A 26404-nucleotide genomic window follows, 5' to 3' on the forward strand; every position below is an offset into this window, starting at 1 on the left:
TTATATATTTTACCCCATCAATAATTTGAGCCCCGGTATATCCGTCATAGTTTGCTGTTACAATAGCAGCAAACGGCTTCCCTTAACCATTAAACACCTGGCCTTACAACAAGCAGCTGTTAATTGGGAAGTTATTATCGTTGATAACGCCTCAACAGATGGGACAGCTACCACAGCTGCGGCCGAATGGGAGAAATACAAGCTAACCAATGTTCCGTTCAGTGTTTTGAATCAACCGATTGCAGGATTGAGCCATGCGCGAGACATGGGCTTGAGCTATGCCCGGTATGAATACCTCCTTTTTTGCGATGATGATAACTGGCTTTGTGATGATTATGTTGAACGTTGCTTCAAGATTATGAACTGTGATAGCCAAATTGGTGTATTAGGGGGATGTGGAGTTATAGAAGCTGAACAACCAGCCCTGATTTCTGAATATCTGCTGAAATTCACCACGGTTTGGGGCCCTCAAATATGGGCAGCCGATAGCCATTGGGTTTACGGTGCCGGGGCTGTTTACCGTAAAAGTATCCTGCTTGAACTGAAGAGCGCCAATTGGAGGCAGGTAACAACCGGCCGGATAGGTAAAAAATTGCTTTCGGGCGAAGATGTTGAGATCTGCCTGATGAATTATTTGATGGGCTATAAGATCATCGCCGATGATAACCTAAAGTTTAAACACTTTGTTCCCCATCAAAGGCAAAATATCAACTATATATTAAAAGTTGCATTTTGGTTAAATTACAGCAGCGTTTTGCTCAATGGCTATTTTGCACTGGTTAATGATAATAAACGGCCTATCGAACAGATCATAAATCACGATCTGCTTTCCGCAGCAAAATCCTTAATCAAGTTAACGGTTAACTTGTTTTATCAAAAGGTTATCAGATTCCGGCCTGTAAGCGTCGAGCAAAAAATCTCATACTACCAAAAATCTGGCCAGCTCAAATCGCTGTTAACTAACAGGCAACTGATAAAAAATCAGTACCAGCATATAAAACAATTATTAAAAACTGTAAAAACAGCCCAGGCTTTCACAAGCTATTAAGCTTATGGGATATTCCGTACCGATACTTTTTTTAATATTTAACCGCCCGGCTTTTACAGAAATGGTTTTTGAAGCCATAGCTAAAATTAAACCTAAATACCTGTATATAGCTGCCGACGGACCAAGGCCTGATAAACCCGATGACATCGACCTATGCGCTAAAACACGTTCGGTAATTGAGCGCATAAACTGGGATTGTGAAGTTAAAACACTATTAAGGGATAAAAACCTCGGCTGCAAATCGGCAGTTAGCGAAGCCATCAACTGGTTTTTTGAAAATGTTAACGAAGGCATCATTTTAGAAGACGACTGCCTGCCCGATAGAACATTTTTTCCCTTTTGCGAAGAACTGTTGACAAAATACCGTTTTGACGATAAGGTAATGTCAATATCCGGTTCAAATTTACTAACCGATGGCTGGAAAAAAGATGCCCAATCATATCATTGGGGGCATGGCGGTATCTGGGGTTGGGCAACCTGGAAACGTGCCTGGAACCTTTATGATATAGAAATGAAAGACTGGCCCAAGCAGCAAACAAAGGATAGAGTTGAAGCGCAGCTTGGTACTACCGACTGGTACAATAGTTATTACGGCATGTTTGAATCATCCTTTAACAAATCATTAAATACCTGGGATATTCAATGGTTCTATAGCATTCTGATCAACGGTGGCATGGCCGTTAACCCTTGCGTAAATCTTGTAAAAAACATAGGCTACGGAAATGGGACACATACGCATTCGGCAGATGATGCTATTACCGATCTACCATTGGGCACAATGATATTCCCGCTAAAACATCCTAAAAAAATGCTTTTGGATGTCGCTTATTTAAAACAGGTTTATGCCCGGCTTAACAAAAAATACAAAAGTTCTGTTATACGCAGGGCGCTTAAATTTTTTAAGATAGCATAATGAAACAATTCATAAAACGGTTATTGCTTGGCCTTTTTGAAAAAATAAACCTTGTCCATTTAATTTACCTGCTTAATGAAAAACAGGCAAAACGCAACATTCAGTTAAGCATTACCGATCTCGGGGCCACTTTTTATCCGGAGGCGGTGGTTTCGAACTCGCTCGACAAATCAAGAATAGTGGTTGGCAAAGGAACCCATATCCGGGGAATGCTCAATATATTTAAGTACGGCGGTAAAATTGTGATTGGCGAAAACTGCTACATTGGCGATCACACCAGGATCTGGTCGGGCGAAAGTATAACCATTGGTAATTTTGTGCAAATCTCACATAATGTAAATATTATGGACACAAATGCGCATGAGCTTGAAGCCATTGAAAGGGCCGAACGGTGGATGGACCTGGTACACAACGGGCACTGGGCCGATAAAGGCAATGTACACACCGCACCGATAATAATTGATGACTATGCCTGGATCAGCCTGAACGCTGTAATTTTAAAAGGCGTTACCATTGGCAAAGGCGCTATCGTAGCAGCAGGAGCAGTGGTTACTAAAAATGTTGAACCGTTTACCATGGTTGCCGGGAACCCGGCAAGTTTTATAAAAACATTACCACAGCAATGAAAATACTTGTCATAGGCTCCAAAGGATTTATCGGTTCGGCCTGTTACAGCTATTTTAAAAATCAGCCAGGCTATGAAGTTTATGGCGCTGATGTGGTGGTAGAATATGACGATCCCAACTACTTTTTAATTGATGCTATCAACGCCGATTTTAAGAAGGTATTTCATAAACAACAGTTCAATTGGTGTATTAACTGTGCAGGGGCTGCGTCAGTGCCCGAATCATTCAATAACCCTGAGCGCGATTACCTGCTAAACGTTTATCACCTTGTGAGCATCCTCAATGCCATAAAAGAAGGTAATGCCAATTGCAGGCTCATCCAATTGTCAAGCGCGGCAGTTTACGGTAATCCGCAAATGCTACCTATTACAGAGTCCCATACGCTTAATCCGCTCTCACCCTATGGTGTGCATAAAAAACAAGCCGAAGAGCTCTGCCAGCTATATCATACTCATTTTAGCTTAAATGTTCATATCTTCCGTGTATTTTCGGCATATGGAGCCGGTTTGAAAAAGCAGCTGTTTTGGGACCTTTACAAAAAATCGCAGACTCAAACAAATATCACATTGTTCGGTACCGGTAACGAAACACGCGAATTTATTCATGTTACCGATATTGTAAATGCCATGAACCTATTTATCAATGCCGATAGGCCCGGGTTCAGCATTACAAATATTGCTAATAATAATACCATCACTATAACAACAGCAGCCAAAACTTTTTTGAAATATATAGGCTTTAGCGGCGGTTTATCATTTACAGGCACCAACCGCGTTGGCGATCCGTTATACTGGCAAGCCGATAACAGCCGGCTAATTAGCCTGGGCTACCAACAAAAAGTAAATTTTGAGGATGGTATTAATACCTATTGTAAATGGCTAAAAGGAAAAGAATAGGACTAAGCTACACCTACAACGAAAACTGGATCGGCGGCACTTACTACATCGAAAACCTGGTAAATGCGTTAAACGCCCTTAATGATGAGGAAAAGCCGCATATTGTTTTGCTTACCGATAGTTACGAAAGCTTTAGGACGGCGCAGCAAAAATTCAACTATCCTTATATCAGCTTTCAGTTGGGTTCGGGCGAAGCAAACAAAGGTTTCCAATTGCTGAACAGGATAACAAACCGGCTGTTTAACATTCGTTTGTTTAGCCAGAAAATTAAAGCCCTTGATGCTGTTTTTCCTTATTATAAAAGTGAGCAACAATCGGCTGCTAAAAAGAAAATATATTGGGTAGCTGATTTCCAGGAACATTTTGCCCCTGAATTTTTCAGTAAAGACGATATTGCCTCGCGCCTGAAAAACCAGCAGGAAATTCAAGCCTCTACCGGGCATTTAATTGTGAGCAGCAATACTGCGCTCGGACATTTCAAATCCATTTTCCCTCAGCATACGGTTAAGGTAAACGTTCTGCCTTTCGCAGTAGCGCATCCTCCGTATCAGGATATCAACATCAAATTACTGCTTGAAAAGTATCAGTTGCCCGCCCGTTATTTTATCTGCCCCAACCAATTCTGGAAACACAAAAATCAGCTGGCAGTTTTGAAAGCAGTTAAAGAACTAAAAACGAAAGGCATTGAAATTACCGTAGCTTTTACCGGTAATACCAACGACTACCGGAACCCTCATTATTTTACAGAGATGAAAGCGTTTGTTGAAGACAATAACATCGGCAACAACATTAAGTTCCTGGGTTTTATTGACAGGCGTGATCAGCTTCAGTTGATGAATAATGCCATTGCCATTATACAGCCTTCGTTGTTTGAGGGCTGGAGCACTGTTGTGGAGGATGCTAAGCTAATGAATAAATTTTTACTGGTTTCAGATATTGAGATCCACAGGGAGCAGTTGGTTAACAGTTCGGCACGCTTTTTTGATCCGAATAATATTAATCAGTTAGCGCAACTGCTTCAGCAGTTCAGTGAACATCAAACCCCTCCCCCGCTCTTTGAAAGTAACACTTATCATGAAAGCGTTAAAAAATTTGGCCGAACATTCCTGCAGATCATTGACTGAACAAAAAACATGACCCTTCCCGATCTTCAGTCATACCGTTCAAACTTTATCAATAAAGGTGTTCAATTGCCCTTGCCCATAGTAGCTGGTACCGAAAACGGATTATTGCACCAGTTACCCCTACCTCCGTCCGGTAAAACCGGATGGCCCTGGGATGAGCAGGTTGCACCAACTATTTATGATAACAGAATAAACTGGCCTAAGCTTACCATCGTAACCCCATCATATAACCAGGCCGGTTTTCTGGAGCAAACCATCAGGGCTGTGCTTCTGCAAAATTACCCCAACCTGGAGTATATCATCATTGACGGCGGCAGTACCGATCAATCCAAACAGATTATTGAAAAGTATGCCCCATGGATCAGCTATTATCAAAGCGAAAAAGATAATGGCCAAAGCAATGCCATTAATCAGGGGTTCAGTCTTTCATCGGGCCGGTACCACGCCTGGATCAATAGTGATGATTACTATCTTAAAGGCGTTTTCCATAAGGTGTTAAATAAATTCATGAGCACCAATGCAGATTTTATATACGGTTACGGGAACGACTACAATGTGGTATCCGGCAAAACAACCACAACGCGCGTATTGCCTTTTATTGATTATTTTATCAAGATTCCGAGCCTTGTGCAGCCCTCCACTTTTTGGAGCGCCTCCATTCATGAACCCGTTTGGGAGGAGCTACATTGTTCCCTTGATTTTGAATTATGGCTCAGACTGGTAAAAGGACACAGCAGGGCATTGATCAAAGAGCCGCTTTCCGTTGCCAACGTGCATGATCAGGCCAAAACCCATTCGCCAAAAATGAAAGCACAATGGGAAGCCGATCATCAAAAAATATGGGGGGCAGATGCTCATGGTACTGTTTATGAATGGAAGAAAATTGTTTTTTTAAACAGGATCAGGATCAGATTATATAAGATATTTGGATATTACTCATGATGTTGCCAAAAAGAAGTACAAACAAGATCCTGAGGATCCTATTCCATTTCTTTAACCAAACGGCCCTTCCTTTTAAAAGTAACCGGATTTTAATTGTAAGACTTGATGCTATTGGTGATTACATTCTTTTCAGAAACTATGTAAGATGTATCAAACACGCACCAAAATTTAAAGGCTATAAACTGACGCTCCTTGGAAATATAGGATTTAAAGATATAGCCGAAGCATATGATAAAGACGTTATTGATGAATTTATCTGGATAACGCCCTCATTAATTTATGATATAAATGAAAAAATAAGGTTATCATTTGCCATTAAAAAAAAAGCATTTGATATCTTAATCAATCCGGTTCATTCAAGAGTTTTTCACACTGACGAGTTTATATCCCAACTTGGAGCCAAACAAAAGATTTGCAGCAGCGGCGATTATACTAATATGGAATCATTAGAAGAATTAAAACGCTCTTATAAATTTTATGACAGTATTATAGATGTGCCCGGAACTGATTATTTTGAATACCTGAGAAATCGCAAATTTATTGAAACCCTTACAGGTCAAAGAATTGATACCGCATTAAATTTGCCAACCAAAAGTAAGCTAATCGAAAAAGAGGCTTTGCAATTGGTAATATTTCCCGGTGCGGGCCAGGAGTATAGAAGGTGGGGAACAAACTTATTTGCAACAGCAATTGATTCCATAATGGCAAATTCAACATTTAAAGTTACGGTTACAATTGCGGGCTCATCTGCAGATTCATGCCTGGCTACGGAAATAATATCACAATCAAAAAACAAAGAAAAAATTGAGGATAAAACCGGTAAAACTAATCTTGTCGAATTAATTGAACTTATCAACAATGCAGATTTACTAATTTCAAATGATACCAGTGCTATACATATAGCTGCAGGTACACAAACTACCGCAATTTGTATCTCTAATGGCAACCATTTCGGTCGTTTTGTCCCCTATCCCTTAACCATTGCAAACAATATATACACGTTTTATCCTTCTGAAGAGTTTAGCAATAAACATAACTATGCATTACTGAACGATTTATACAAGCGCGGCTCCAACCTGAATATCAACAATGTCGATCCTATTGTAATCAGTAATAAGGCAATATCAATTCTTAATAATGCAAGCTAAACCAGGTGCCGACGTCAAAATTATTGTGAACTAAATTATATATCTGCTTTTTTTAAATGCTTTTTAACTCCCTGTTGTTCCTTATATTTTTTGTAATTGTAACTATTACATATTACCTGCTGCCGCATAAATTAAGATGGATGTGGCTTTTAGCCGCAAGCAGCTATTTTTACATGTACTTTAAGCCGGTATACATCCTCATCATTCTTTTCACCATTATTGTTGATTATTGTGCCGGCATCCTGATAGAAAAAGCCACAGGCAAAACCCGCAGGTTTTACCTCATTTTAAGCCTGGTCACCAATATTGGTGTACTGGCTTTTTATAAATATTTCAACTTTTTGGCCGGGAACCTGAATTTGCTATCTGACATATTCCATGGCCCGCAATTGCCATTGCTTGATTTTATATTGCCCATTGGCTTATCGTTCCATACATTCCAGGCTATGAGTTATACCATTGAGGTTTACCGGGGCAATCAGCCCGCCGAGCGTCACTTTGGCCTTTATGCCTTGTATGTAATGTTTTACCCGCAAATGGTAGCAGGCCCAATTGAACGGCCCCAGCATATTTTGCCCCAGTTGCACCGGGTCAACAATTTCCGAAGCAGTAACTTGATAACTGGTTTATTTTTCATGACGATGGGCCTGTTCAAAAAAGTAGTGATTGCCGATAGACTGGGCCTTTACGTCGATCCTGTTTTCAACAATCCGCATGGTCATTCGGCACTTGAACTGCTCATGGCTATCTATTTTTTTGCCTTCCAGATCTATTGCGACTTTAGCGGGTATTCGGATATCGCCATTGGCGCAGCTCTCGTTTTGGGTATCGAGCTAATGCAGAATTTTAACTTGCCCTATCTCGCCTCCAATGTTTCTGATTTTTGGAAACGCTGGCATATCTCACTTTCCACCTGGTTTCGTGATTATTTGTATATCCCGTTGGGGGGCAGCAAGATTAATTTCCGGGTAACCTGCATTAACCTGCTTATCGTATTTATGATAAGCGGCCTGTGGCATGGCGCCAACTGGAAATATCTTGTTTGGGGCCTGATTCATGGTTTGCTGCTCGTTGCTTACCAGTTATTCAACAAGTACGATATCGGGATCAAAGGCTTTACCTTCCTGAAATGGCTTTTCACTTTTAACCTGGTTTCTCTTGCCTGGGTGTTTTTCAGGGCAGCTACAGTATCCGATGCTTTTTATATTTTAAGTAAAATATTGGCCGGTAAAGGATTTACCTATTCGGCCGGTAATTTGATGTCTGTCCCTGAACTTTGGTATTGTGCCTTTATTATCATTATCCTGCTTTTAGGCGAACGTTATTTGCGAAAAGCGAAAGATTATTCAAACACAACAAAGGCGGTCATTATAGGCGGGCTTATCCTTGCCTGTTACTTTTTAGGGATCTTTAACGAAGCTCAGTTTATTTATTTCCAGTTTTAATGCGTAAGGTTACCAGTTTATTCATATTGCTCATTAGTGTTGCGTTGCTGCTTAGTTCCATGAACCGGTCATTCATCAATAAATTATATTTTGACAAATATTTCAGCCATATTTATTCCAAAACAACAAAGGAAACCAACTGGTATAAAGCCTTTTTTTCCTATTCGGACAAGTGGCGCTATGGCGATCTTTACGGCATGTCAAATCTGCCTCAATACAAATTTGAACTCGAACTTTTTAAACACTACAACCCCAAACCCGGCAGGCAAAACACCAATAGGGTATTATATATTATAGGCGACAGCTTTTTGGCAGATAAAATACTTTACGGCGCTTTTGATGCATTTGATAATGTAATTTTCCTTGATCGTCGTTTTGCCTTCGGTCCAATTAAACTGGATAGTACCAAACAAAACTATCTCATAATGGAATTTGCCGAGCGTAACCTGGTCAGCTATGATATCAGCAAAACAGATGAAACAAGGTGGACAAATAATGAAATTAAAAATGGCCTAAATTTTAGTAATGCCCCCCGGTTGGGTAACCAACCGCCGGCAGCATCTATTTTTGAACGGGTAGGCAATGTCATCTTTAACAAGGATCTAAGCCGCAATCTCGAACTAATTCTTTTTGATAATAAACTGGCGACCTCTTTCAAAGAGATCAAAGCATCACTCAACTATAAACTTTTTAATCGCGTAGCCAAAGAGGTAACGGAGAGTACTGATAAAAAAAGACTTCTTTATAATATTACCGTTGATACCGCCAGTTTACAGTCAGCATTCAGGCCTAAAACCGGGGCCGCTTTAGATTCTATAGTCCGCAACCTGGATATTGCACGCGATTATTATCGGGCTATTGGGTTTAAAAAGGTTTTCCTTTCAGTGATCCCAAATGCGGTTTCAATCTATGACGATAAACGGATGCCTTATAATCATCTGTTAGAAAAAGTTGAGCAAAAAACTGATCTTCCTGTAATACCACTATATAAAACTTTCAAAGCCGAGAAGCGCAATCTATTCTACCGCAGTGACACACACTGGAACCCACAAGGCTTGGATACCTGGGTAAATGAAGCGGACAGGGTATTAACATCAAACCTCAATTGAAGCCATTTTTTTCCGTCGTCATGCCGCTATATAATTGTGAAGGCACGCTACAGCAGGCATTAGATAGCATCACCTGCCAGACCTTTAAAAACTATGAGCTGGTTTTGGTTGATGGCGGCTCAAATGATAATACACAATATATTGTCAACAATTTAAAAAAAAAAGGAGAGGTTAATATCCAGTTCATTTCTGAACCCGACAAGGGCATTTATGATGCCATGAATAAAGGAATTGATATGGCGACCGGTCAGTGGCTTTACTTTATTGGGGGCGATGATACTTTCAGCAGTTCCACAGTGCTGGGTCAGGTTTATCAGGCCATTCAAAATGAACCTGCCGATCTTGTATATGGTAATGTGACAGGTGCTACATCAAAAACAAAATATGCGGATGATACTATTGATAAAGTATTATCACGCGGCATCCATCACCAGGGCATTTTCTATAAACGCGGGATATTTAATTACACCGGTAAATACAACATAAAGTTTAAGGTGGCTGCTGACTACCATTTAACGTTGAAAGTATTTTGTAACCCCGTATTTAAAACCAAATATATCGATCTGGATATCGCACGTTTTGGCGAGGCTGGTTTAAGCTCATCAACTTATGATTATCGTTTTTTCAGTTATCATTATAAGTTTCTGTCAACCCATAAGGCCCTCGGCAAAATCAATGATAAAGCTACATGTTTGCAGCAATCAATTTACTGCTGCCTGTGGCTGACGAAGGAAAAACAAAGTATAGCTTTTGCCTGGTTCAATATTTTATACTACATAACCGGTTTAAACGGACTCAGCATCTCATTCAGATTTAAAACTTTTTTAAGAATGATGTACTGGAGCCTGAAAAAGTGAGATGATAATTGGAAGCCTCAGAGCAATTTTGAAAAACCGAATTAAAACCATAAAATCAACACTGTTTTACTTTTATAAATACGGTATACCATCCTATATCATTGCTTTCGGCGAATCATTGGGCGATAACCTGCTGCTCACTGTATTAAGTCGGGAACTCTACGGGCGCAGACGTAAAAATATCTGGGTAAAAAGTAACCAGCAACAACTCTTTGAGCATAATCCGAATATCAAACTTATTTTACCTTTTGGGGCATTACTATCCGGTTTGCTTCTTAAAGCCTTCAACGTAAAAACTGTTTTCCCCAAATACACCGTTTATCATCCCGAAACCGACGGCGACGAAATACCCGAAAAGCATATCATTTTAAAAATGGCCGATGATTTACAGCTTAAAGGTAAAATAGATCTTAAGCCTGTTTTAATTTTAACGGCTAATGAACGGGACGCAGCGAAATGGGCAAAAAACCATATCGTAGTAACAACATCCAGCTCAGCAGCATTGTTCCCAATGGGTAACAAAGAATGGGACGTTAAAAAATATCAACAGGTTGTTGATCAGCTTTGTCAAACCCACAAATTCATCCTGTTAGGCTCTCAAACAGATGCGCCGCTGAAAAACGTTATCGACCTGCGCGGGAAAACTACTATCCGGCAAACAGCAGCCATATTAAGTAATGCGGCCCTTTTGGTATCACATGTAGGGTTTATGATGCATTTGGCACGCTCAGTCGACTGCCGGTCGGTAATCATATATGGTGGACGCGAAAAACCAGACCAATCGGGATATCATAGTTTTAAAAACATATATTCTGCGGTTGAATGCTCACCATGCTGGTTACATAATACCTGCCATTATGATAAAAAGTGCATGCAAATGATTTTGCCCGGCACAGTTGAGGCGGCTGTAATAGAACAACTGGCTTTAATTAACGAACCTTTGCCTGCCGATATCTTATATAATGACTGAGTTAAGCGTAATTATCCCAACTTATAATCCGGATGCAGCAAGATTACGCCAAACGCTTTCGGCCTTAAAAAGCCAATCATTGCCTGCCAACAAATGGGAGTTAATCATTATCGACAATAATTCATCCAACAATTTCCGGCAGCAGCTTAACTTAAGCTGGCATCCTGCCGCCCAAATTGTAGATGAAACAAAACAAGGGTTAACCTATGCCCGGCTTAAGGGCTTCAATGAATCAACGGGCGATATTATAGTAATGATTGATGACGATAATATGATTGAAGGCGGTTATCTTGAAAAAGCCCTCAGCATATTTGGCCAAAACCCCAAAATGGGTTCTATAGGTGGTAAATCAATCCCGCTGTTTGAAACTGACCCGCCCGAATGGCTGTGTGAGTTTTACGGAAGCCTGGCCCTGCGCGACCTTGGCGATACCCCCTTAACAGCGGCATGGAATAATCAATATCCAACAGCTGCACCCATAGGCGCAGGGATGGCTATAAAACGCGAAGCGCTATCATCCTATTTGGAAAAAATAACACAGGGCAAAAACAACATCAGCGATAGGTTGGGTAACTCCTTAAGCTCCGGCGGCGATAACGATATTGTGCTCGAGATCCTTAAAGGCGGCTGGCAGGTTGGTTATTTCCCTCAGCTCATACTACAACATATTATTCCTGCTCAACGTATGCACGCAGGTTACCTTGCACGTTTGCTTAACAATACCAATAAATCATGGGTGCAGCTACTGCAAAGCCACGGTATAAACCCATGGCAACAAATTACAAAATCGGGGGCTACATTACGGAAAGCTAAAGCCTGGTTTACCTACAAAGCATGGAAAAATGCTGCGGCATATATAAAATGGCAGGGCGCATGTGGTATGTATGACGGCCTTATAAAGAACAACCATGCTCAATAAAATAAGCAATTCACTGGCTTATCGCTTACCAGTACTTTACAGGAGCTTACTTAAATATAAGCCCCTTGTTGTAGGGCAGCCCAAAGCATCATCGGCTTATACTGTACTTATGATGACAGGCAAAAGCATCATAGATATGACGCGCCTGGCCGTATATTCTATTGCAAAATATTGGGAAGAGATTCCCAAACTGATCATCGCATCCGACGGATCGTTATCTCCGGAAGAAATCAAAAGTAAATTTAAGTTTTGGCCGGGTGAGCTTATTGTTAAGCACTGGCAACAAAGCGCGGTATATCATCAGGGCAAAAACAGGATCAATCTTTTAAACTATGCCGAGAGCCATGTGCTTGGCAAAAAATTGGCTGTGATACTTCACCAGGCCGAGATCCAACCTGTAATATGGATAGACAGTGACATACTTTTTTACAAGGATTTTAAAAAATATATTCCCCAACATAACGGGTTTGTTTGCGGCGGAAGCCAGGAGGGACACTCAACTTATGATGACCGCGTTTTGAATTTCTACGGTAATAACCTCTATGATACTTATACCTTCAGTTCGGGCTTATTAATTATTTATGGGCCCAGAATTTGCGAAGACTTTCGGCTGGAGGAATTATTGTTTCACGTAAGTAACTATGTGCATTATTTTACCGAACAAACTATTTTTGCTCATATAGCAAGTTCATCAATTGGAATACCCTGGACAACAAAGATTATAAAAAACGATCACCAGGATAGCCAACAGATTAAGCCTATGAAAAAAAAAGGCATCGTGGGCAGGCATTATACTGCAAACGTCCGACATTTATTCTGGCGCGACTCGTTGTTTAATTTATAGCTTTCCTTGTTACAACAAGTCATTAATTTTTTATACCGCAATCCGCGTTCACAATTACAAAAATTCAGGCGTTTTGGTGGCTATTTCAATTACCGAAACATAATGAACGGGCGTAGGGAGATGGAACAGCGTTCGCTTGAGTTGCCCCCGGTAGTTTCACATACTAATGGGTTGCCGATTTACTTTTTAACAGGTAAAAACTACCTGTACCAAACGCTTTATTGCATCCAATCGTTAATTAAGTCAACTGCTGCGCAATTTAAATTCATATTGGTTGATGACGGCAGCTTTAATGCTGAACTGGTGGAGAGGGTAGCAAAACAGCTGCCCGGCGCACAGGTAATTACAGTGAAGCAAATCAGTGAAAACCTGCAAAACACATTGCCCGAAATATGTTATCCGTACCTGCATAAAAAAAGAGCAGTATATCCTCACATTAAAAAACTAACAGATGTGCACACCATCCCAGGCGATGACTGGAAACTGGTACTGGATTCGGACATGCTTTTTTGGCACGAACCCAAGGAGATAATTACCTGGCTTTACGCCCCGCAACAACCTTTGCACATGATTGATTGTACAGAAGCTTATGGATATTCTCAGCAATTAATGGAACAACTGACCGGAGCACCTGTAAAACCGTTGCTTAATGTGGGGGCTATCGGTTTAAAAAGCGAAGCTATTGATTGGGACAAGCTGGAAAACTGGGTTAAAACACTGGAGGAGCAGGAAGGAGCTTCTTATTATTTAGAGCAGGCGTTATCGGCCATGATGATAGCCGACACTGATGCTGCTGTTTTAAAAGCCGGAGATTATATTGTTAACCCCGGCCCGGATCAGATAAAAAACAAAACAGGCATTCTTCATCACTATGTCGACCTTTCAAAAGAAGGTTATTTTAAACAAGCCTGGAAACATTTTTTATAGCCCGTGTCATTAGGTAAAATAGCATACAAGTATTTTTTTAAACCAACCTTTTCTATAAGGTATCATATCAGTCATTTCGGGCTGAAAGGTTGGCTGAGCATGCAGCGGGGCGAGCGGCAAATGAAAAAAGCAGCGCTGAAGTTATCCCCGGTAACATTATCTTCGGATTATAAATTGGAGGTAAGTTATCTTACAGGTGCTAAATACTGGCACCAAACCATTTTTTGCGCCTATTCCCTTGCCAGGTTATTGAAAGGCCATGTACGCATCAATGTTTATTCAGACGGCACTTTAAGTCCGGAACTAAGCGGATTTATCATCAAGGCGCTCCCTAATGTCAATATCATTAGCATTAAAGACCTGAGCATACAAATTGACGAAGTATTGCCTGAAAAGGATTTTCCGCTGCTAAGGGCCTTACGCGAAGAGAACGCATTTTTCAGGAAACTGGTAGATATGCGCATCAACAATCGTTATATCATACAGTTAGATAGTGATATGCTGTTTTTTAATGAGCCGAAAGAACTGATCGATGCTTACAGAAACAATGAAAACTACTTTATGCAGGATACCATACCTGCTTCTTATTATGTTTTACCAGAGGATGTTATCAGCAAGGACCTGAACATTTCCATGTGCAAAAAGATCAACAGTGGCATTCTTGCCTACAATTCATCAAAAATAGATTGGCATTTTGTTGAACGTACCTGTGCATACCTTATGAAAAATGTACAGAATGTTCACCCCCCCATGTTTGAGCAAACACTAAACGCAATAATTATATCCTGGCTGGAGGGGAAGCCTTTAAACCAGCCGTACCGGATACTTTACGCCGATAAAAACGAAAAAACAAATTCGTCTGATATTGTTCGTCATTATATCTTCAAGGCTAAACTGCCTTATTTTACTACCGAGTGGAGACAAGTAATCCGATAGTTTCCGTTTGCATGCCCGTCTATAATGCAGGCAAATATATTGCAGAAGCCGTTGGTTCGGTGCTTAAGCAAACCTATACCAATTGGGAGCTCATTATTGTTAACGATGGTTCTACGGATGACACCGCCAGGGTACTTAAACAGTTTACCGATCCGCGCATCAGCGTTCATCAGCAGGAAAACAGCGGGCAGTGCGTTGCAGCAAACAAGGCCTTTGGTCTTTCAAGCGGCCGGCTTATTAAATTTATGGATGCCGACGATCTGATCTCGCCCGGTTATATTGCAGAACAGGTTAAACGGATTGGTGATAGCGATGATGTAGTAGCTTCAGCCGCCTGGGGCCGTTTTTATCACGATGATATTAGTTCCTTTAAAGTAAATGAAGACCTCATCAGGGAGGATTGTAAACCCATTGACTGGCTGGTATCGTCAATGGATGGCAAACAAGCCATGATGCAATGTGCCTTATGGCTAATCCCAAGGGCTGTGCTTAGAAAATCGGGATTGTGGGATGAGCGCCTGAGCCTGATCAATGATTTTGAATTTATCATCAGGGTATTGCTCAATGCCAGCGAAATTCGTTTCGCCGAAAATTCGCTGCTCTATTACAGAAGCGGGCTGCAAAGCTCCTTGTCGTCATTAAAATCGACAAAAGGCGCCCAATCCGCCTATGATTCCATCAATATGGGTACTTCACACATGCTGGCCTTTGAACCCAGCACCCGCGTTAAAAAGGTATGCGCTTCCTGTTTTCAAAACTTTATATACTCTTTTTACCCCTTCCATAAAACACTTATTAAAGGGGCGGAACACAAGATAAAAGACCTTGGCGGCACAACTTCAACATTTCCGGCAGGCGGTTACACCTGCTTACTTCAAAAAATTATCGGCTGGAAAATCGTGAAAAAATTAAAATTGCTGCTATCAGGAGCACCCCAATAATGACGCGTTGCCGCATTTACTTATTTACTTATAAAAGGAACCACCTGTTGACGCGCGCTGTAAAAAGCCTGCTTAACCAAACTGTTACCGGTTGGGTCTGTGAAGTACACAATGATTGCCCCGAAGATCCTTTCCCAGCGGCGTTTATTTCGTCATTAAATGACCATCGGTTTATCATGAAAAACCACGCTAAGAACCTTGGAGCTGTCGCTAGCTTTAACCTCGCTTTTGCCGGTTGCGATGAGCCATACGTCAGTATCCTGGAAGACGACAACTGGTGGGAGCCCGACTTTTTGAAAGAGATGACGGCGGTTATGGATAACGATGCTAACATAAAAGTTTCATGGTGCAACATGGTACTTTGGCATGAAGAACCGGGTAACCTTTGGACAAATACACATAAAACTATCTGGCCTGACGGGCAATCTCAATACTTTTGGTGGCCACAACACAGGCAGGCCATAAGTGCTTTACACTCGAACGGAGCTATGTTGTACCGCGGGGAGCATGCATCAGCATACTTAGTGCCGCAGTCTATACTATTTAATGCAGTCGAACTGATCAGGGAGCGTTCTTTTGAGCATCCGATTTACCTTCATGGTAAACCATTAGCCAATTTTGCTGTTACCCTGGCTACGGCGCGCGATAACGATCGGTATAGCTGGATAGCTACACAGGTCATGCTGTTGGCAAGCTTCATTACGGCATCTCCAGACAAAACGAAAACCATGAAGAAAAGTCTTGCATACCACCGGCTGCAAAGACCAGTCCCTACGGCTACATTTTTCCTTGCCAATATCTTTATCCTGAAGGACAATCGAATATACAAATACTTTACCATTGCCGACTGGCTGCTGTTTGGAAAATGGCTACTTGGCAACGGCCGTCAATTAAATTACATCAAACAATACATTGCATTGCACTCGGACACTTACCAGTTCCTCCTCAGACAAACCGGGTTAAGATACCGGGAAGCTGAGCAACACGCACAAAATTGAAAATAGCCATTATAGTAAACCCGCTGATCCCGGTGCCTCCCGAGCAATACGGCGGCATCGAACGCATTGCTTTTATGCTGATCCAGGAACTTAAAAAAAAAGGCCACGATATTACCCTGTATGCCAATGAACATTCGCAGCCGGGCTGTAAACTCATTAGCTACCATGAATCGGCAAATTATGGCGTTAAAGATCTGGTGAAAATTAACCGGCTTACATCAAAAATTGCTTTTCAGCATTTTGATATTATACATACCTTCGGTCGCATGAGCAATATTGCGTTGCTAATGTTAAGCCGAATCCCAAAAATCGTATCCTATCAGTTGCCCCCTACCGTATCGCAGGTAAAAAAGGCAGTAAGTATCGCTCATAAAAACACATTGAAATTTACCGCTTGCAGCAATTACATAGCCAATCAAATCAATGCGTTTGCTGATGTAACTACTATTTATAACGGGGTGGATTTAAACGACTACGATTTTAATGCAGGTGTTCCCAATGATGCCCCCCTCGCTTTTTTAGGCCGGATCCAGCATGAAAAAGGGACAGCTATTGCTATACACACGGCAAAAAAAACAAATCAAAAACTGGTAATAGCAGGCAATGTACCCAATGAGCCAATACACCAGCAATATTTTAATGAACAGGTAAAACCCTATATTGATGGCGAGCAGATCAAGTACATAGGCCCGGTCAATAACCTTCAGAAAAATGACTTGCTTCGTAACTCAAAAGCTTTCCTGATGCCGGTAACCTGGGATGAGCCCTTTGGTATTGTAATGGCCGAAGCACTGGCCTGTGGTACACCCGTTATCGGTTTTAATCGCGGCGCAATACCGGAGATAGTCATTAACGGGTCAAATGGCTTTGTATGCGCCACAGAAGCCGACATGATAACGGCGATTAACAGCATTGACTCAATCAGCAGGGCCAACTGCCGGAAGATAGCGGAACAAAAATTTAGCGCCGGTGTACTGGCCAAACAATACGAGGAATTATACCAGCTGGCAACGCGTAAAGATTGAAAAACGTTACTTTTATAACTACCGGCCAGCCAACTACTAACCCTCGCCTCGTGAAGGAAGCCGAAACTTTGCACAAGCTTGGTTATAATGTTAAAGTGATCTGCTGTTTTTACCAGCAATGGGCCCAAAAAACCGATGAAGCTTTAACAGGCAAATATCCCGGTATGTACATTTATTGCGGAGGCGATCCGGTGATACAAAAAGCAACTTACCTTAAAACCCGTATTCGCCAAAAGTTAAGTACGCTGCTGTTTAAATATACCCGGCATTTCGATATACCTGAAAACGCTATCAGCCGCACACATACCGAAGCGTTGTCTATAGCTAAAAAAATAAAAACAGATCTTTATATCGCCCATAACCTCGGCGCCTTGCCCGCAGCCATACAGGCAGCAAAACATTACAACGTAAAAGTTGGTTACGATGCGGAAGATTTGCATTCGGGACAGTTTGCATCAACTCACAATGAAAGTTACAAGCTCAATAAATACATTGAGGAAAAATACTTTCCCCATGTTGATTATTTTACTGCCGCCAGCCCGCTCATTGCAGAATTTTATCAACGCGAATACCGCTATTTAAAACCTGTTGTAATAAACAACGTGTTTCCTAAAACAGCGCTGCAAATCAGCCCTAATTATAAAGCTCACGAACCATTAAAACTGTTTTGGTTTTCGCAAACGGTAGGCCCCGAACGAGGACTGGAAGATGTAATTAAAGCGATAGCTGCTACAAATGGCCATGTTCGGTTACACTTGTTAGGCAGTAGCAATGAAACTTACAGATCTGCATTGTTGAACCTCGCCAAAGAATTTAAAATAAGTGATGATCAACTTTGGTTTCATGAGCCCATTGGAGCGGGCGAGATTTTCGATTTCGCGAGCCAGTTTGATATTGGCATAGCCACCGAAACAGGCATTCCTTTAAACAGGGATATCTGCCTTACCAATAAGATCTTTACCTACATACAATGTGGACTGGCAATGATAGTGAGCGATACGCAGGCGCAAGCCTTATTTATGGAGCAATATCCGGATACAGGAAAACTATACCAAAAAAGCAACCTGCAATCACTAACGGATTGCATTAGCTTTTACCTCCAAAACCCGGATATTTTATACCAAACCCGTTTACAAAACTACCAGCTTGGCCAAACAGCATTAAACTGGGAAACCGAAAGCCGTACCTTTTTAAGTCTTGTTCAAAAAGTATAAAAAGTGAATAAAAAGCTGCTCATTATTTCGCCATACTTCCCGCCGGTAAATGCCGCGGATATGCAGCGTGTGAGGATGAGCCTTCCTTATTTTGCAACCTGCGGCTGGGATGCCGAAGTGGTGACCATTGATGCCCAGTATGCCGACCTGGCAAAAGACGAATTTTTGTTGCAAAGTCTCCCTCCGGAGATTAAAGTTCACAAAGTGAAAGCATTCCGCAAGGCACTCACTTCAAAAGTTGGTTTGGGCAGTATTGCCATCCGCTCGTTATGGCATTACTGCAAAACGGTTAACCGCCTGCTGAAGGACAACAAATTTGATCTTATTTATTTCTCAACCACACAGTTCCCGGTTTGTACGTTGGGTGCATACTGGAAAAAGCGATTTGGGGTTCCATACGTCATTGATATGCAGGATCCCTGGCATTCCGATTATTATATCAACAAACCTAAAAGCGAGCGGCCGCCAAAATATTGGTTCGTTTACCATTTAAATAAATACCTGGAGCCCATCGCCATAAAAAATGCGTCCGGGCTTATCAGTGTATCTGCCGGTTACATTGATGAGCTCAAATTACGTTATCCGGTAATTCAAAAGCTTCCTGCCGCTATTATAACCTTCGGAGCATTTGAACCCGACCTGCAAATAGCTAAAACTAACCAAAAGCTTTTTGCAGGGTTGCTTGACGATGGCTTTATCAATGTGGTATATATCGGCCGCGGCGGGAAGGATCTTCACAAGGCCATTAGCCCGGTGTTCGATGCATTAAGGACCGGTTTGAATACCAATAAAGAGCAGTTTGAAAAAATCAAACTCTACTTCATAGGTACCAGTTATGCCCCTGCCGGACAGGGGATAACCACTATACTTCCCCTGGCAAAACAATATAATGTGGAAGAACGTATTGTTGAAATTACCGACCGTATCAGCTACTATCAAGCTTTGCTCACACTGCAGCAGGCCGACGCGCTTTTTATCCCTGGGTCAGATGATCCTAAATACACAGCTTCAAAAATATTTCCATACCTGCTCACAAAAAGGCCTGTTTTGGCCGTATTTAATGCCGCAAGCTCTGCTATACCTATTATGCAGCAGTATGGTGTAGAACATGTTTACAACTATGATGACGTTACCTCCGAAAACCTATTTATATTTTTTGAGCAATTAATTAAGGGTAATTTCCAGACTGTTGAATATAATGCTGAAGCCATCGAAAAATATTCGGCACATGAAATGACACTGGCGCAGTGCCGGTTATTTGATAGAATTATTTATGAACGCCATTAAACGAACTGTCGGCTTTATTTTAAAACATCCTTTGGGAAAAAAACATCCGGCAAAAGCCTTATGGCGGTTTGCCTGGTGGCAGGTACAGTCAAGGCTTTCAAGGTCGAAGTTCATTATAAAACCTTTTGTTGGTGATGTTAAGTTTTATGCAACCAAGGGACTGAGCGGTATTACCGGTAATATATACACGGGGTTACATGAATTTAATGATATGGCCTTTCTGCTTCATTTTTTAAAGCCGGACGATATCTTTTTTGACATTGGCGCGAATGTAGGTTCATATACACTGTTGGCTTCCGGCATAGCCAAAGCTAATAGTGTTACACTTGAACCTGTTAAAGCAACTTTTGATATTTTAAACAGCAATATCGAGCTTAATTATTTGCAGGACGAAGTAAAGCTCATTAATGCCGGCGCCGGCGCAACAGTGGGCGAGATCAGATTTTCGGCCGATGAAGATACCGGAAACCATGTTATTACTAAAGATGAGAAAGGCAAAAACACTGTTATCGTACCTATAATCACTATTGATTCATTATTGGAAACACACAAACCCGCTCTTATCAAGATAGACGTGGAAGGTTTTGAGACCGAAGTGCTTAAAGGTATGGGATCTACCCTTAATTCGCCGCTTCTAAAGGCCATCATCATTGAGCTTAACGGTAGCGGCGGCAGGTACGGTTTTAGCGATCAGGATATTCACAAGTTGTTACTGTCAAAAGGTTTTAGGGCTGTTGCCTATGATCCTTTTAAACGCGTTTTAACCGGGTTAGATACCTTTGGTGCATACAATACTATTTACTGCAGAGACATTGAATTGATAAACCATCGCCTTCAAAATGCAAAAAGTTTTAATATAATGGGCGAGACTATCTGAATGAAAAATTTGGCCATAGTTATCACTCACCCCATACAGTATTATACACCGGTATTTAAGCTCCTGTATGAAAGGCAAAAAATAAACGTCATGGTATTTTATACCTGGGGCGAAGGCGGTTTGCAAAAATTTGATCCAGGCTTTGGTAAAACTATCACTTGGAACCTTCCGCTCCTTGAGGGTTATCCTTATGAGTGGGTAAAAAACATTTCGGCCGATCCCGGCTCGCACCATTCAAAAGGGATTGATAATCCTGACCTTATCAGTCAAATAAATAACTGGCAGCCCGATGTTATTATGGTGTACGGCTGGTTTTACAAAAGCCATCTCAAAATCCTCAAATATTTTAAAGGCAGGGTACCTGTTATTTTCCGGGGCGATTCAACTTTACTTGATGATAAAGGCGGTATCAAATCCGTATTGCGAAGCCAGTTTTTAAAGCGGATTTACCGCCATATTGATTATGCACTATATGCCGGGTCAAACAATAAGGCTTATTTTAAAAAATGCGGTTTAAAAGAGACGCAGTTATTTTTTGCACCGCATACTGTAGATAATGATCGCTTTGCCGAAGACAGGACCAATGAAGCCCTTACCCTGCGAAAACAGTTAGGCGTAGCTGATGATGAAAAACTCCTGCTTTTTGCAGGCAAGTTTGAGCATAAGAAAAACCCGCTGTCGCTGCTTGAAGCATTTATTGACATAACACAGCCGGGCACCCATCTGCTGTTCGCAGGAAACGGCATTTTAGAAACAGAACTAAAAAACAAGGCTAATCGACATAAAAATGTTCACTTTATTGGCTTTCAAAATCAGCTTTACATGCCTGTAGTATACCAGGCATGTGACATTTTTTGCCTCCCTTCAAAAGGGCCCGGTGAAACCTGGGGGCTGGCCATAAACGAGGCTATGGCCTGTGGCAAGGCCATATTGATATCAAACAAAGTAGGCGCGGGCACCGATTTGGTCAAGGATTATGAAAACGGACTGATCTTTAACGCGACCGACGGGATTGATCTAAAAAGCAAGCTAAAAACATTGCTACTCTATGATAAAACCGCTTTATTTACGATGGGGCAACAGTCCAGGGAAATTATTGAAGGTTGGAGCTTTGTCAAACAGGTTGAAGCGATAGAACAATTAGTGTTAAGTCAATAGTAATAAATCTTAACTCACAAGTTTGGTTTCTGACCTTTTTTTACTTATAACTTATTACTTCGGACTAATGGCTAAAAGGCAATTGATCAATAACATAATTAATAAATGCAGCAAAGCAAATCGATAGAACGATATATTGTGTTGTTTATACCATGGCTGCTGGCACTGGCATGTAAAAGTGATAGTGTGTTATCCTATTTTATTGCATGGGGTGGCTCATTTTTTATATTCATCATAACACTTACCGGCTGGGTACGTCCAATCCCCAACGACCGCCCCATGGCCGAACAGTTGATGAGGCCCTTATTTATCATCCAGATAATTTTTGCGGGGTACATGTGCAGCACATCCATCTTTTATTTTATGAATACCCTCGGCTATGAAAATTTCAAGCATGTATTTATTCATACGTTAAATGATAAAGATGCCCTGGGCTTAATTGCCCAATGCCAGCGTTATTACTGCCTTGGGCATGCTTCATTTGTGATGGGTATACTTATTTTCATGAACTATCCCGTAACTAAAAAATACTATATCGAAACCGAAAGGCTGGCAAATCTGCTCATGATGTCGGCAATTATCAGTTTTCCGCTTTCGCTGTTATTTCTTAAGATACCAGGCCTTTCCCAATTTTATTACCAGTTTAGCTCATTGAGCTTTATTGCCGGTACATTGGCGCTGGCCTTTGCCATACCACTAAAAAAAGGGGCCAATACGCTCATCTGCCTTTTTCTATATGCCTTTAATTTTTACCAGGCGCTTACATCGGGATTTAAAGAGCCTATTATTATTAGCGTGCTGGTTTTAGGGATCTTCCTGTATCCTACCTATAAAAAATTAGTAACCATCGCCTTTGTCCCTATCATTGTTTTATTATTTACGGTTTTACCAACATATAACCATATTTTCCGGGCCAATGCATGGAATGGAGATGCCGATAGCGGAGAAGCCTCACAACTGGCTCTTGACGCAGCGCTAAATAGCGATAACAGCGATGTTGACGAAACTAACTGGGATTTTTTAGTATATCGCTTAAGTGAAATCGATATGTTTACCCGCTTTGTGCAGTCGACACCTAAAAATGTGGATTTTTATGGATTGGATATTGTTAAACAATCGGCTATTGCGTTGGTGCCGCGGATTTTCTGGCCCTCTAAACCAATTACCGAAGCCATGATCATGCAGCGCGTTTATGATGCCGGGGTGGTTAACCGTAACTCTTCCGTATCAGCCAAACCTGCCTACATCGTTGATGCGTATCTTTCAGGAGGTGATTGGGGGATCTTTATTTTCCTTTTCGCTTACGGCGCCCTTGCACAACTAATAGCCGTTAAAGCCGAAAAACTTTTTGGGGGATATATATTAGGCACGGCACTTATATTTTCGGGCCTGTTTCAGATCATGTGGCGCGGCATCAGTTTTGAATTCTTGTTCAATACCATCTTCTGGAGCTATATCAGCATGCTGCTCATTCATAAGGCATTGTTAAATTCTAAAATTTTAAAAGAGATTTGAATTACGCAAACGATCGATATGATTTTGAAAGAGCTGCCTTAATGAAAAAATATAAAAATATGGATCCACAATAACCACCGCATGAGCGCTTATAAAGATTACGATTATCCCGATGCAAGCCCCTGCCATGTATTTAAGGAGCTCGAGAAACCACTTATGTCGTTATTAAATGAGGATAACAACACCAGCATTCTCGACCTTGGCTGCGGCAACGGTCACCTGGTAAATTATTTATTGGCAAGGGGATTTAACGCTTATGGTATCGATGCATCTAAACCAGGCATTGCTATTGCCGATAAAATAAATCCCGGCCGGTTTTTCGTTCATGATCTTTCGGTTGAAGGGTTACCGCAGCCATTAAGAGCTATACAGTTTAATACCATTATATCAACTGAGGTTATTGAGCACTTGTACGACCCCTACGCGTTTATACGCCTTTGCCGGGATGTTTTAAGCGAATCAAAAGGTGAGCTCATCATTTCAACGCCTTATCATGGTTATTTAAAAAACCTGTTTTTGAGTATTTTAAATAAATGGGATAATCATATCAGCCCTTTGTGGCAGGGCGGGCATATCAAATTTTGGTCGGTTAAAACGCTGACACAAATCCTCAACGAACATGGGTTTGAGGTAACAGCATTCAGGGGCTGCGGCAGGTTTCCCTATTTTTGGATGAGCATGATCATTAAAGCCAAACTTAAGTGAGCGAGAGCCTGGATATTATTATCTTAACTTTTAACGAGGAAAAGAACATTGGCGACTGCCTGCGAAGCGCGGCGGTGCTAAAAGCCAATATCTATATTGTTGATTCAGGTTCAAAGGATACCACACTGGCTATTTGCCAAAGGTACACGCAAAACGTCTTCAGCCATCCGTTTGAAAATTATGCAACCCAGCGTAACTGGGCTTTGAATAACCTGCCTTTAACAGGTACCTGGATACTTAACCTGGATGCTGATCACCGGGTAACACCAGAGCTTGCCGCCCAGCTTAACGATATTTTCTCCAAGTCCATAGATGCTGAAACAAATGGCTTCCTGATCAGCAGGCGTACCCTATTTATGGGCAAATGGATCAAACATGGCGGCCACTATCCAACATACCACGCCAACCTGTTCAGGCGCGGCTTCGGGCATTGCGAAGAAAAATTGTATGATCAGCATTTTAAAGTTACCGGTAAAACGCAGGTACTTAAAACTGATATCATTGATGTAATTACCGATTCGCTTACCAGTTTCATTGCCCGGCATAATCATTGGGCAACGCTGGAGGCGCAATACCTTGTTGAGCAGCAAAACGTCCCGGTTATTGACGATAATGGTAAGCTGGTACATCCACGGTTATTTGGTAACCCGATGGAGCGCCGCCGGTATATGAAAAAACGATATGAGTCGTTTCCTTTATTCGTAAGGCCTGTAATTTACTTTACTATAAGATACTTTATAAAATTGGGTTTTTTAGATGGAAAAACCGGGCTGGTATTCCATTTTTTACAAGGTTTTTGGTTCAGGTTTTTGATTGATGCTAAAATTTATGAGTTACGAAAGGAGAGCAAAAAACAATGAAACAACCTGCTTTTTTAAATAACCCGGCGATACGGTTCATGCTGCTGTTTGTATTGCTGTTTGCCATATTTTATAGCTTTAACATTTTCTTTTTCGGTATTACTAATTCCGGCGGGAATTATAACGCTTTCTTAGCCGAACACCTGAATTATATTGCGGCTTTGAGACAGGTTTTATTGGATTGTAGTGTCATGATCCTGAAGCGGCTTGGTTATGCTGCCATTGATAATAATTCCGAGTTACTGGTTGCAGGTAAAGGGACACTGGCCATAGTTTACAGCTGCCTGGGTTTAGGATTGATCAGCTTTTTTTCCGCCTTTGTACTGGCCTATCCATCTCCGTTGCGCTCAAAATTGGTGTTCCTGTTTTCTGGGATCTTTGTTATCGAATTTTTAAACGTGATTCGTTTTGTTTTACTGGCCATCTTCTGGTCGAAAAAGGCAAACCGGATAGTTGATCACCATACCATTTTTAATATACTTCTTTACATTATTATAGCGTTTAGCCTGTATATTTGGATCAAACGTAATGATAAGCTTACCGGCGCTGATGTTCAGAACTGACCTTTCAACTTATAATAATTATCCTTATCATCCGGGCGGCAATGTTTTAAAACGCATTTTGTGGTACTACTGTAATGCCATATTCTTTAAAACAAGCATTATACCCTCAAGCGCGTTCAAAGTATTTTTACTGAAGCTATTTAGTGCCAGGATCGGTAAAAATGTAACTGTTAAGCCCTGTGTAAACATCAAATATCCATGGAATCTGCATATCGGCGATGAAAGCTGGATAGGTGAAAATGTATGGATAGATAGTTTAGTGCCCATCCATATCGGCGCGCATGTTTGCCTGTCGCAGGGGGCTGTGCTGTTAACGGGCAGCCACAATTACCAAAAAACATCCTTTGATTTGATAACCAAAGGCATAATTTTGGAAGACGGCGTGTGGATCTGCGCCGGGGCTATGGTAAATCCGGGCGTGACGGTAGCATCGCACGCGGTATTGACCAGCGGTTCTATCGCTACAAAAAACATGGACGCGTACGGCATCTATCAGGGCAACCCGGCGGTAAAGATCAGGGAACGGGAAATCAGTTAAAACTTAAACATCATCTGCT

General features: G+C 41.4%; 27 protein-coding genes. All 27 read left to right on the plus strand.

Going from position 1 to position 26404, the window contains the following annotated elements; genetic code table 11:
• Positions 1 to 25: 25 nt before the first annotated feature.
• A complete protein-coding gene (locus FHW88_RS09775) occupies positions 26 to 1048 on the plus strand; it encodes a glycosyltransferase family A protein (protein WP_176625127.1) in 1023 nt (340 codons plus the stop codon).
• A gap of 4 nt (positions 1049 to 1052) precedes the next feature.
• Positions 1053 to 1961 carry a glycosyltransferase family 2 protein gene (locus FHW88_RS09780; RefSeq protein WP_129569972.1) on the plus strand — a complete coding sequence of 303 codons (909 nt, stop codon included), beginning with the start codon at positions 1053 to 1055 and terminating at the stop codon, positions 1959 to 1961.
• Positions 1962 to 2356: 395 nt separating this feature from the next.
• Positions 2357 to 2587 carry an acyltransferase gene (locus FHW88_RS30395; protein ID WP_371328325.1) on the plus strand — a complete coding sequence of 77 codons (231 nt, stop codon included), beginning with the start codon at positions 2357 to 2359 and terminating at the stop codon, positions 2585 to 2587.
• Positions 2584 to 3483: an NAD-dependent epimerase/dehydratase family protein gene (locus FHW88_RS09790; RefSeq protein WP_176625131.1), complete on the plus strand. Its 900-nt coding sequence runs from the start codon at positions 2584 to 2586 to the stop codon at positions 3481 to 3483. The genes FHW88_RS30395 and FHW88_RS09790 overlap by 4 nt, the downstream gene beginning before the upstream one ends.
• Positions 3462 to 4607 carry a glycosyltransferase gene (locus FHW88_RS09795; protein ID WP_176625133.1) on the plus strand — a complete coding sequence of 382 codons (1146 nt, stop codon included), beginning with the start codon at positions 3462 to 3464 and terminating at the stop codon, positions 4605 to 4607. Before FHW88_RS09790 ends, FHW88_RS09795 begins: the two co-directional genes overlap by 22 nt.
• A 9-nt stretch (positions 4608 to 4616) precedes the next feature.
• Complete coding sequence (locus FHW88_RS09800; RefSeq protein WP_176625135.1) at positions 4617 to 5549, plus strand: glycosyltransferase family 2 protein; 933 nt, start codon at positions 4617 to 4619, stop codon at positions 5547 to 5549.
• Complete coding sequence (locus FHW88_RS09805) at positions 5546 to 6697, plus strand: glycosyltransferase family 9 protein (RefSeq protein WP_176625137.1); 1152 nt, start codon at positions 5546 to 5548, stop codon at positions 6695 to 6697. The genes FHW88_RS09800 and FHW88_RS09805 overlap by 4 nt, the downstream gene beginning before the upstream one ends.
• A 56-nt stretch (positions 6698 to 6753) precedes the next feature.
• Positions 6754 to 8142 (plus strand): MBOAT family O-acyltransferase, encoded by a 1389-nt coding sequence (locus FHW88_RS09810; protein ID WP_176625139.1) that lies wholly within the window; start codon positions 6754 to 6756, stop codon positions 8140 to 8142.
• Positions 8142 to 9251 (plus strand): hypothetical protein, encoded by a 1110-nt coding sequence (locus FHW88_RS09815; RefSeq protein WP_176625141.1) that lies wholly within the window; start codon positions 8142 to 8144, stop codon positions 9249 to 9251. Before FHW88_RS09810 ends, FHW88_RS09815 begins: the two co-directional genes overlap by 1 nt.
• 20 nt (positions 9252 to 9271) lie before the next feature.
• Positions 9272 to 10108: a glycosyltransferase family 2 protein gene (locus FHW88_RS09820; protein ID WP_176625143.1), complete on the plus strand. Its 837-nt coding sequence runs from the start codon at positions 9272 to 9274 to the stop codon at positions 10106 to 10108.
• Between the two features lie 28 nt (positions 10109 to 10136).
• Positions 10137 to 11078 (plus strand): glycosyltransferase family 9 protein, encoded by a 942-nt coding sequence (locus FHW88_RS09825; protein WP_176625145.1) that lies wholly within the window; start codon positions 10137 to 10139, stop codon positions 11076 to 11078.
• Entirely contained in the window at positions 11071 to 11997 is a 927-nt protein-coding gene (locus tag FHW88_RS09830) for a glycosyltransferase (RefSeq protein WP_176625147.1), read from the plus strand. Before FHW88_RS09825 ends, FHW88_RS09830 begins: the two co-directional genes overlap by 8 nt.
• Positions 11987 to 12841, plus strand: coding sequence for a hypothetical protein (locus FHW88_RS09835; RefSeq protein WP_090530008.1), 855 nt, complete (start codon positions 11987 to 11989; stop codon positions 12839 to 12841). Before FHW88_RS09830 ends, FHW88_RS09835 begins: the two co-directional genes overlap by 11 nt.
• A 102-nt stretch (positions 12842 to 12943) precedes the next feature.
• Positions 12944 to 13768: a glycosyl transferase gene (locus tag FHW88_RS09840; protein ID WP_176625149.1), complete on the plus strand. Its 825-nt coding sequence runs from the start codon at positions 12944 to 12946 to the stop codon at positions 13766 to 13768.
• Positions 13769 to 13888: 120 nt separating this feature from the next.
• Positions 13889 to 14704 (plus strand): hypothetical protein, encoded by an 816-nt coding sequence (locus FHW88_RS09845; protein WP_176625151.1) that lies wholly within the window; start codon positions 13889 to 13891, stop codon positions 14702 to 14704.
• A gap of 11 nt (positions 14705 to 14715) precedes the next feature.
• The gene (locus FHW88_RS09850) at positions 14716 to 15645 is read left to right on the plus strand and encodes a glycosyltransferase family 2 protein (protein WP_176625153.1); all 930 of its coding nucleotides are present in this window, start codon (positions 14716 to 14718) and stop codon (positions 15643 to 15645) included.
• A complete protein-coding gene (locus FHW88_RS09855; RefSeq protein WP_255485287.1) occupies positions 15645 to 16643 on the plus strand; it encodes a glycosyltransferase in 999 nt (332 codons plus the stop codon). The genes FHW88_RS09850 and FHW88_RS09855 overlap by 1 nt, the downstream gene beginning before the upstream one ends.
• On the plus strand, positions 16640 to 17668 hold the full coding sequence (locus tag FHW88_RS09860) for a glycosyltransferase family 4 protein (RefSeq protein ID WP_176625157.1): 1029 nt from the start codon (positions 16640 to 16642) through the stop codon (positions 17666 to 17668). The genes FHW88_RS09855 and FHW88_RS09860 overlap by 4 nt, the downstream gene beginning before the upstream one ends.
• Complete coding sequence (locus tag FHW88_RS09865; protein WP_176625159.1) at positions 17665 to 18882, plus strand: hypothetical protein; 1218 nt, start codon at positions 17665 to 17667, stop codon at positions 18880 to 18882. The genes FHW88_RS09860 and FHW88_RS09865 overlap by 4 nt, the downstream gene beginning before the upstream one ends.
• Before the next feature lie 3 nt (positions 18883 to 18885).
• Positions 18886 to 20169 (plus strand): hypothetical protein, encoded by a 1284-nt coding sequence (locus FHW88_RS09870; protein WP_317171360.1) that lies wholly within the window; start codon positions 18886 to 18888, stop codon positions 20167 to 20169.
• Positions 20156 to 21046, plus strand: coding sequence for an FkbM family methyltransferase (locus tag FHW88_RS09875; protein ID WP_176625161.1), 891 nt, complete (start codon positions 20156 to 20158; stop codon positions 21044 to 21046). Before FHW88_RS09870 ends, FHW88_RS09875 begins: the two co-directional genes overlap by 14 nt.
• Positions 21047 to 22204 (plus strand): glycosyltransferase family 4 protein, encoded by a 1158-nt coding sequence (locus tag FHW88_RS09880; RefSeq protein WP_176625163.1) that lies wholly within the window; start codon positions 21047 to 21049, stop codon positions 22202 to 22204.
• Positions 22205 to 22309: 105 nt separating this feature from the next.
• Entirely contained in the window at positions 22310 to 23719 is a 1410-nt protein-coding gene (locus FHW88_RS09885) for an exosortase Y-associated Wzy-like protein (RefSeq protein WP_176625165.1), read from the plus strand.
• An 81-nt stretch (positions 23720 to 23800) separates the two neighbouring features.
• Complete coding sequence (locus FHW88_RS09890) at positions 23801 to 24424, plus strand: class I SAM-dependent methyltransferase (RefSeq protein ID WP_176625167.1); 624 nt, start codon at positions 23801 to 23803, stop codon at positions 24422 to 24424.
• The gene (locus tag FHW88_RS09895; RefSeq protein WP_176625169.1) at positions 24421 to 25284 is read left to right on the plus strand and encodes a glycosyltransferase family 2 protein; all 864 of its coding nucleotides are present in this window, start codon (positions 24421 to 24423) and stop codon (positions 25282 to 25284) included. The genes FHW88_RS09890 and FHW88_RS09895 overlap by 4 nt, the downstream gene beginning before the upstream one ends.
• Positions 25281 to 25847: an exosortase Y gene (gene xrtY, locus FHW88_RS09900; protein WP_176625171.1), complete on the plus strand. Its 567-nt coding sequence runs from the start codon at positions 25281 to 25283 to the stop codon at positions 25845 to 25847. The genes FHW88_RS09895 and xrtY overlap by 4 nt, the downstream gene beginning before the upstream one ends.
• On the plus strand, positions 25813 to 26385 hold the full coding sequence (locus tag FHW88_RS09905) for a putative colanic acid biosynthesis acetyltransferase (RefSeq protein WP_229701750.1): 573 nt from the start codon (positions 25813 to 25815) through the stop codon (positions 26383 to 26385). Before xrtY ends, FHW88_RS09905 begins: the two co-directional genes overlap by 35 nt.
• Positions 26386 to 26404: the final 19 nt, after the last annotated feature.

The sequence above is a fragment of the Mucilaginibacter sp. SG538B genome (genome assembly GCF_013376065.1).
In the GTDB taxonomy this organism is placed as follows: Bacteria; Bacteroidota; Bacteroidia; order Sphingobacteriales; family Sphingobacteriaceae; genus Mucilaginibacter; species Mucilaginibacter rubeus.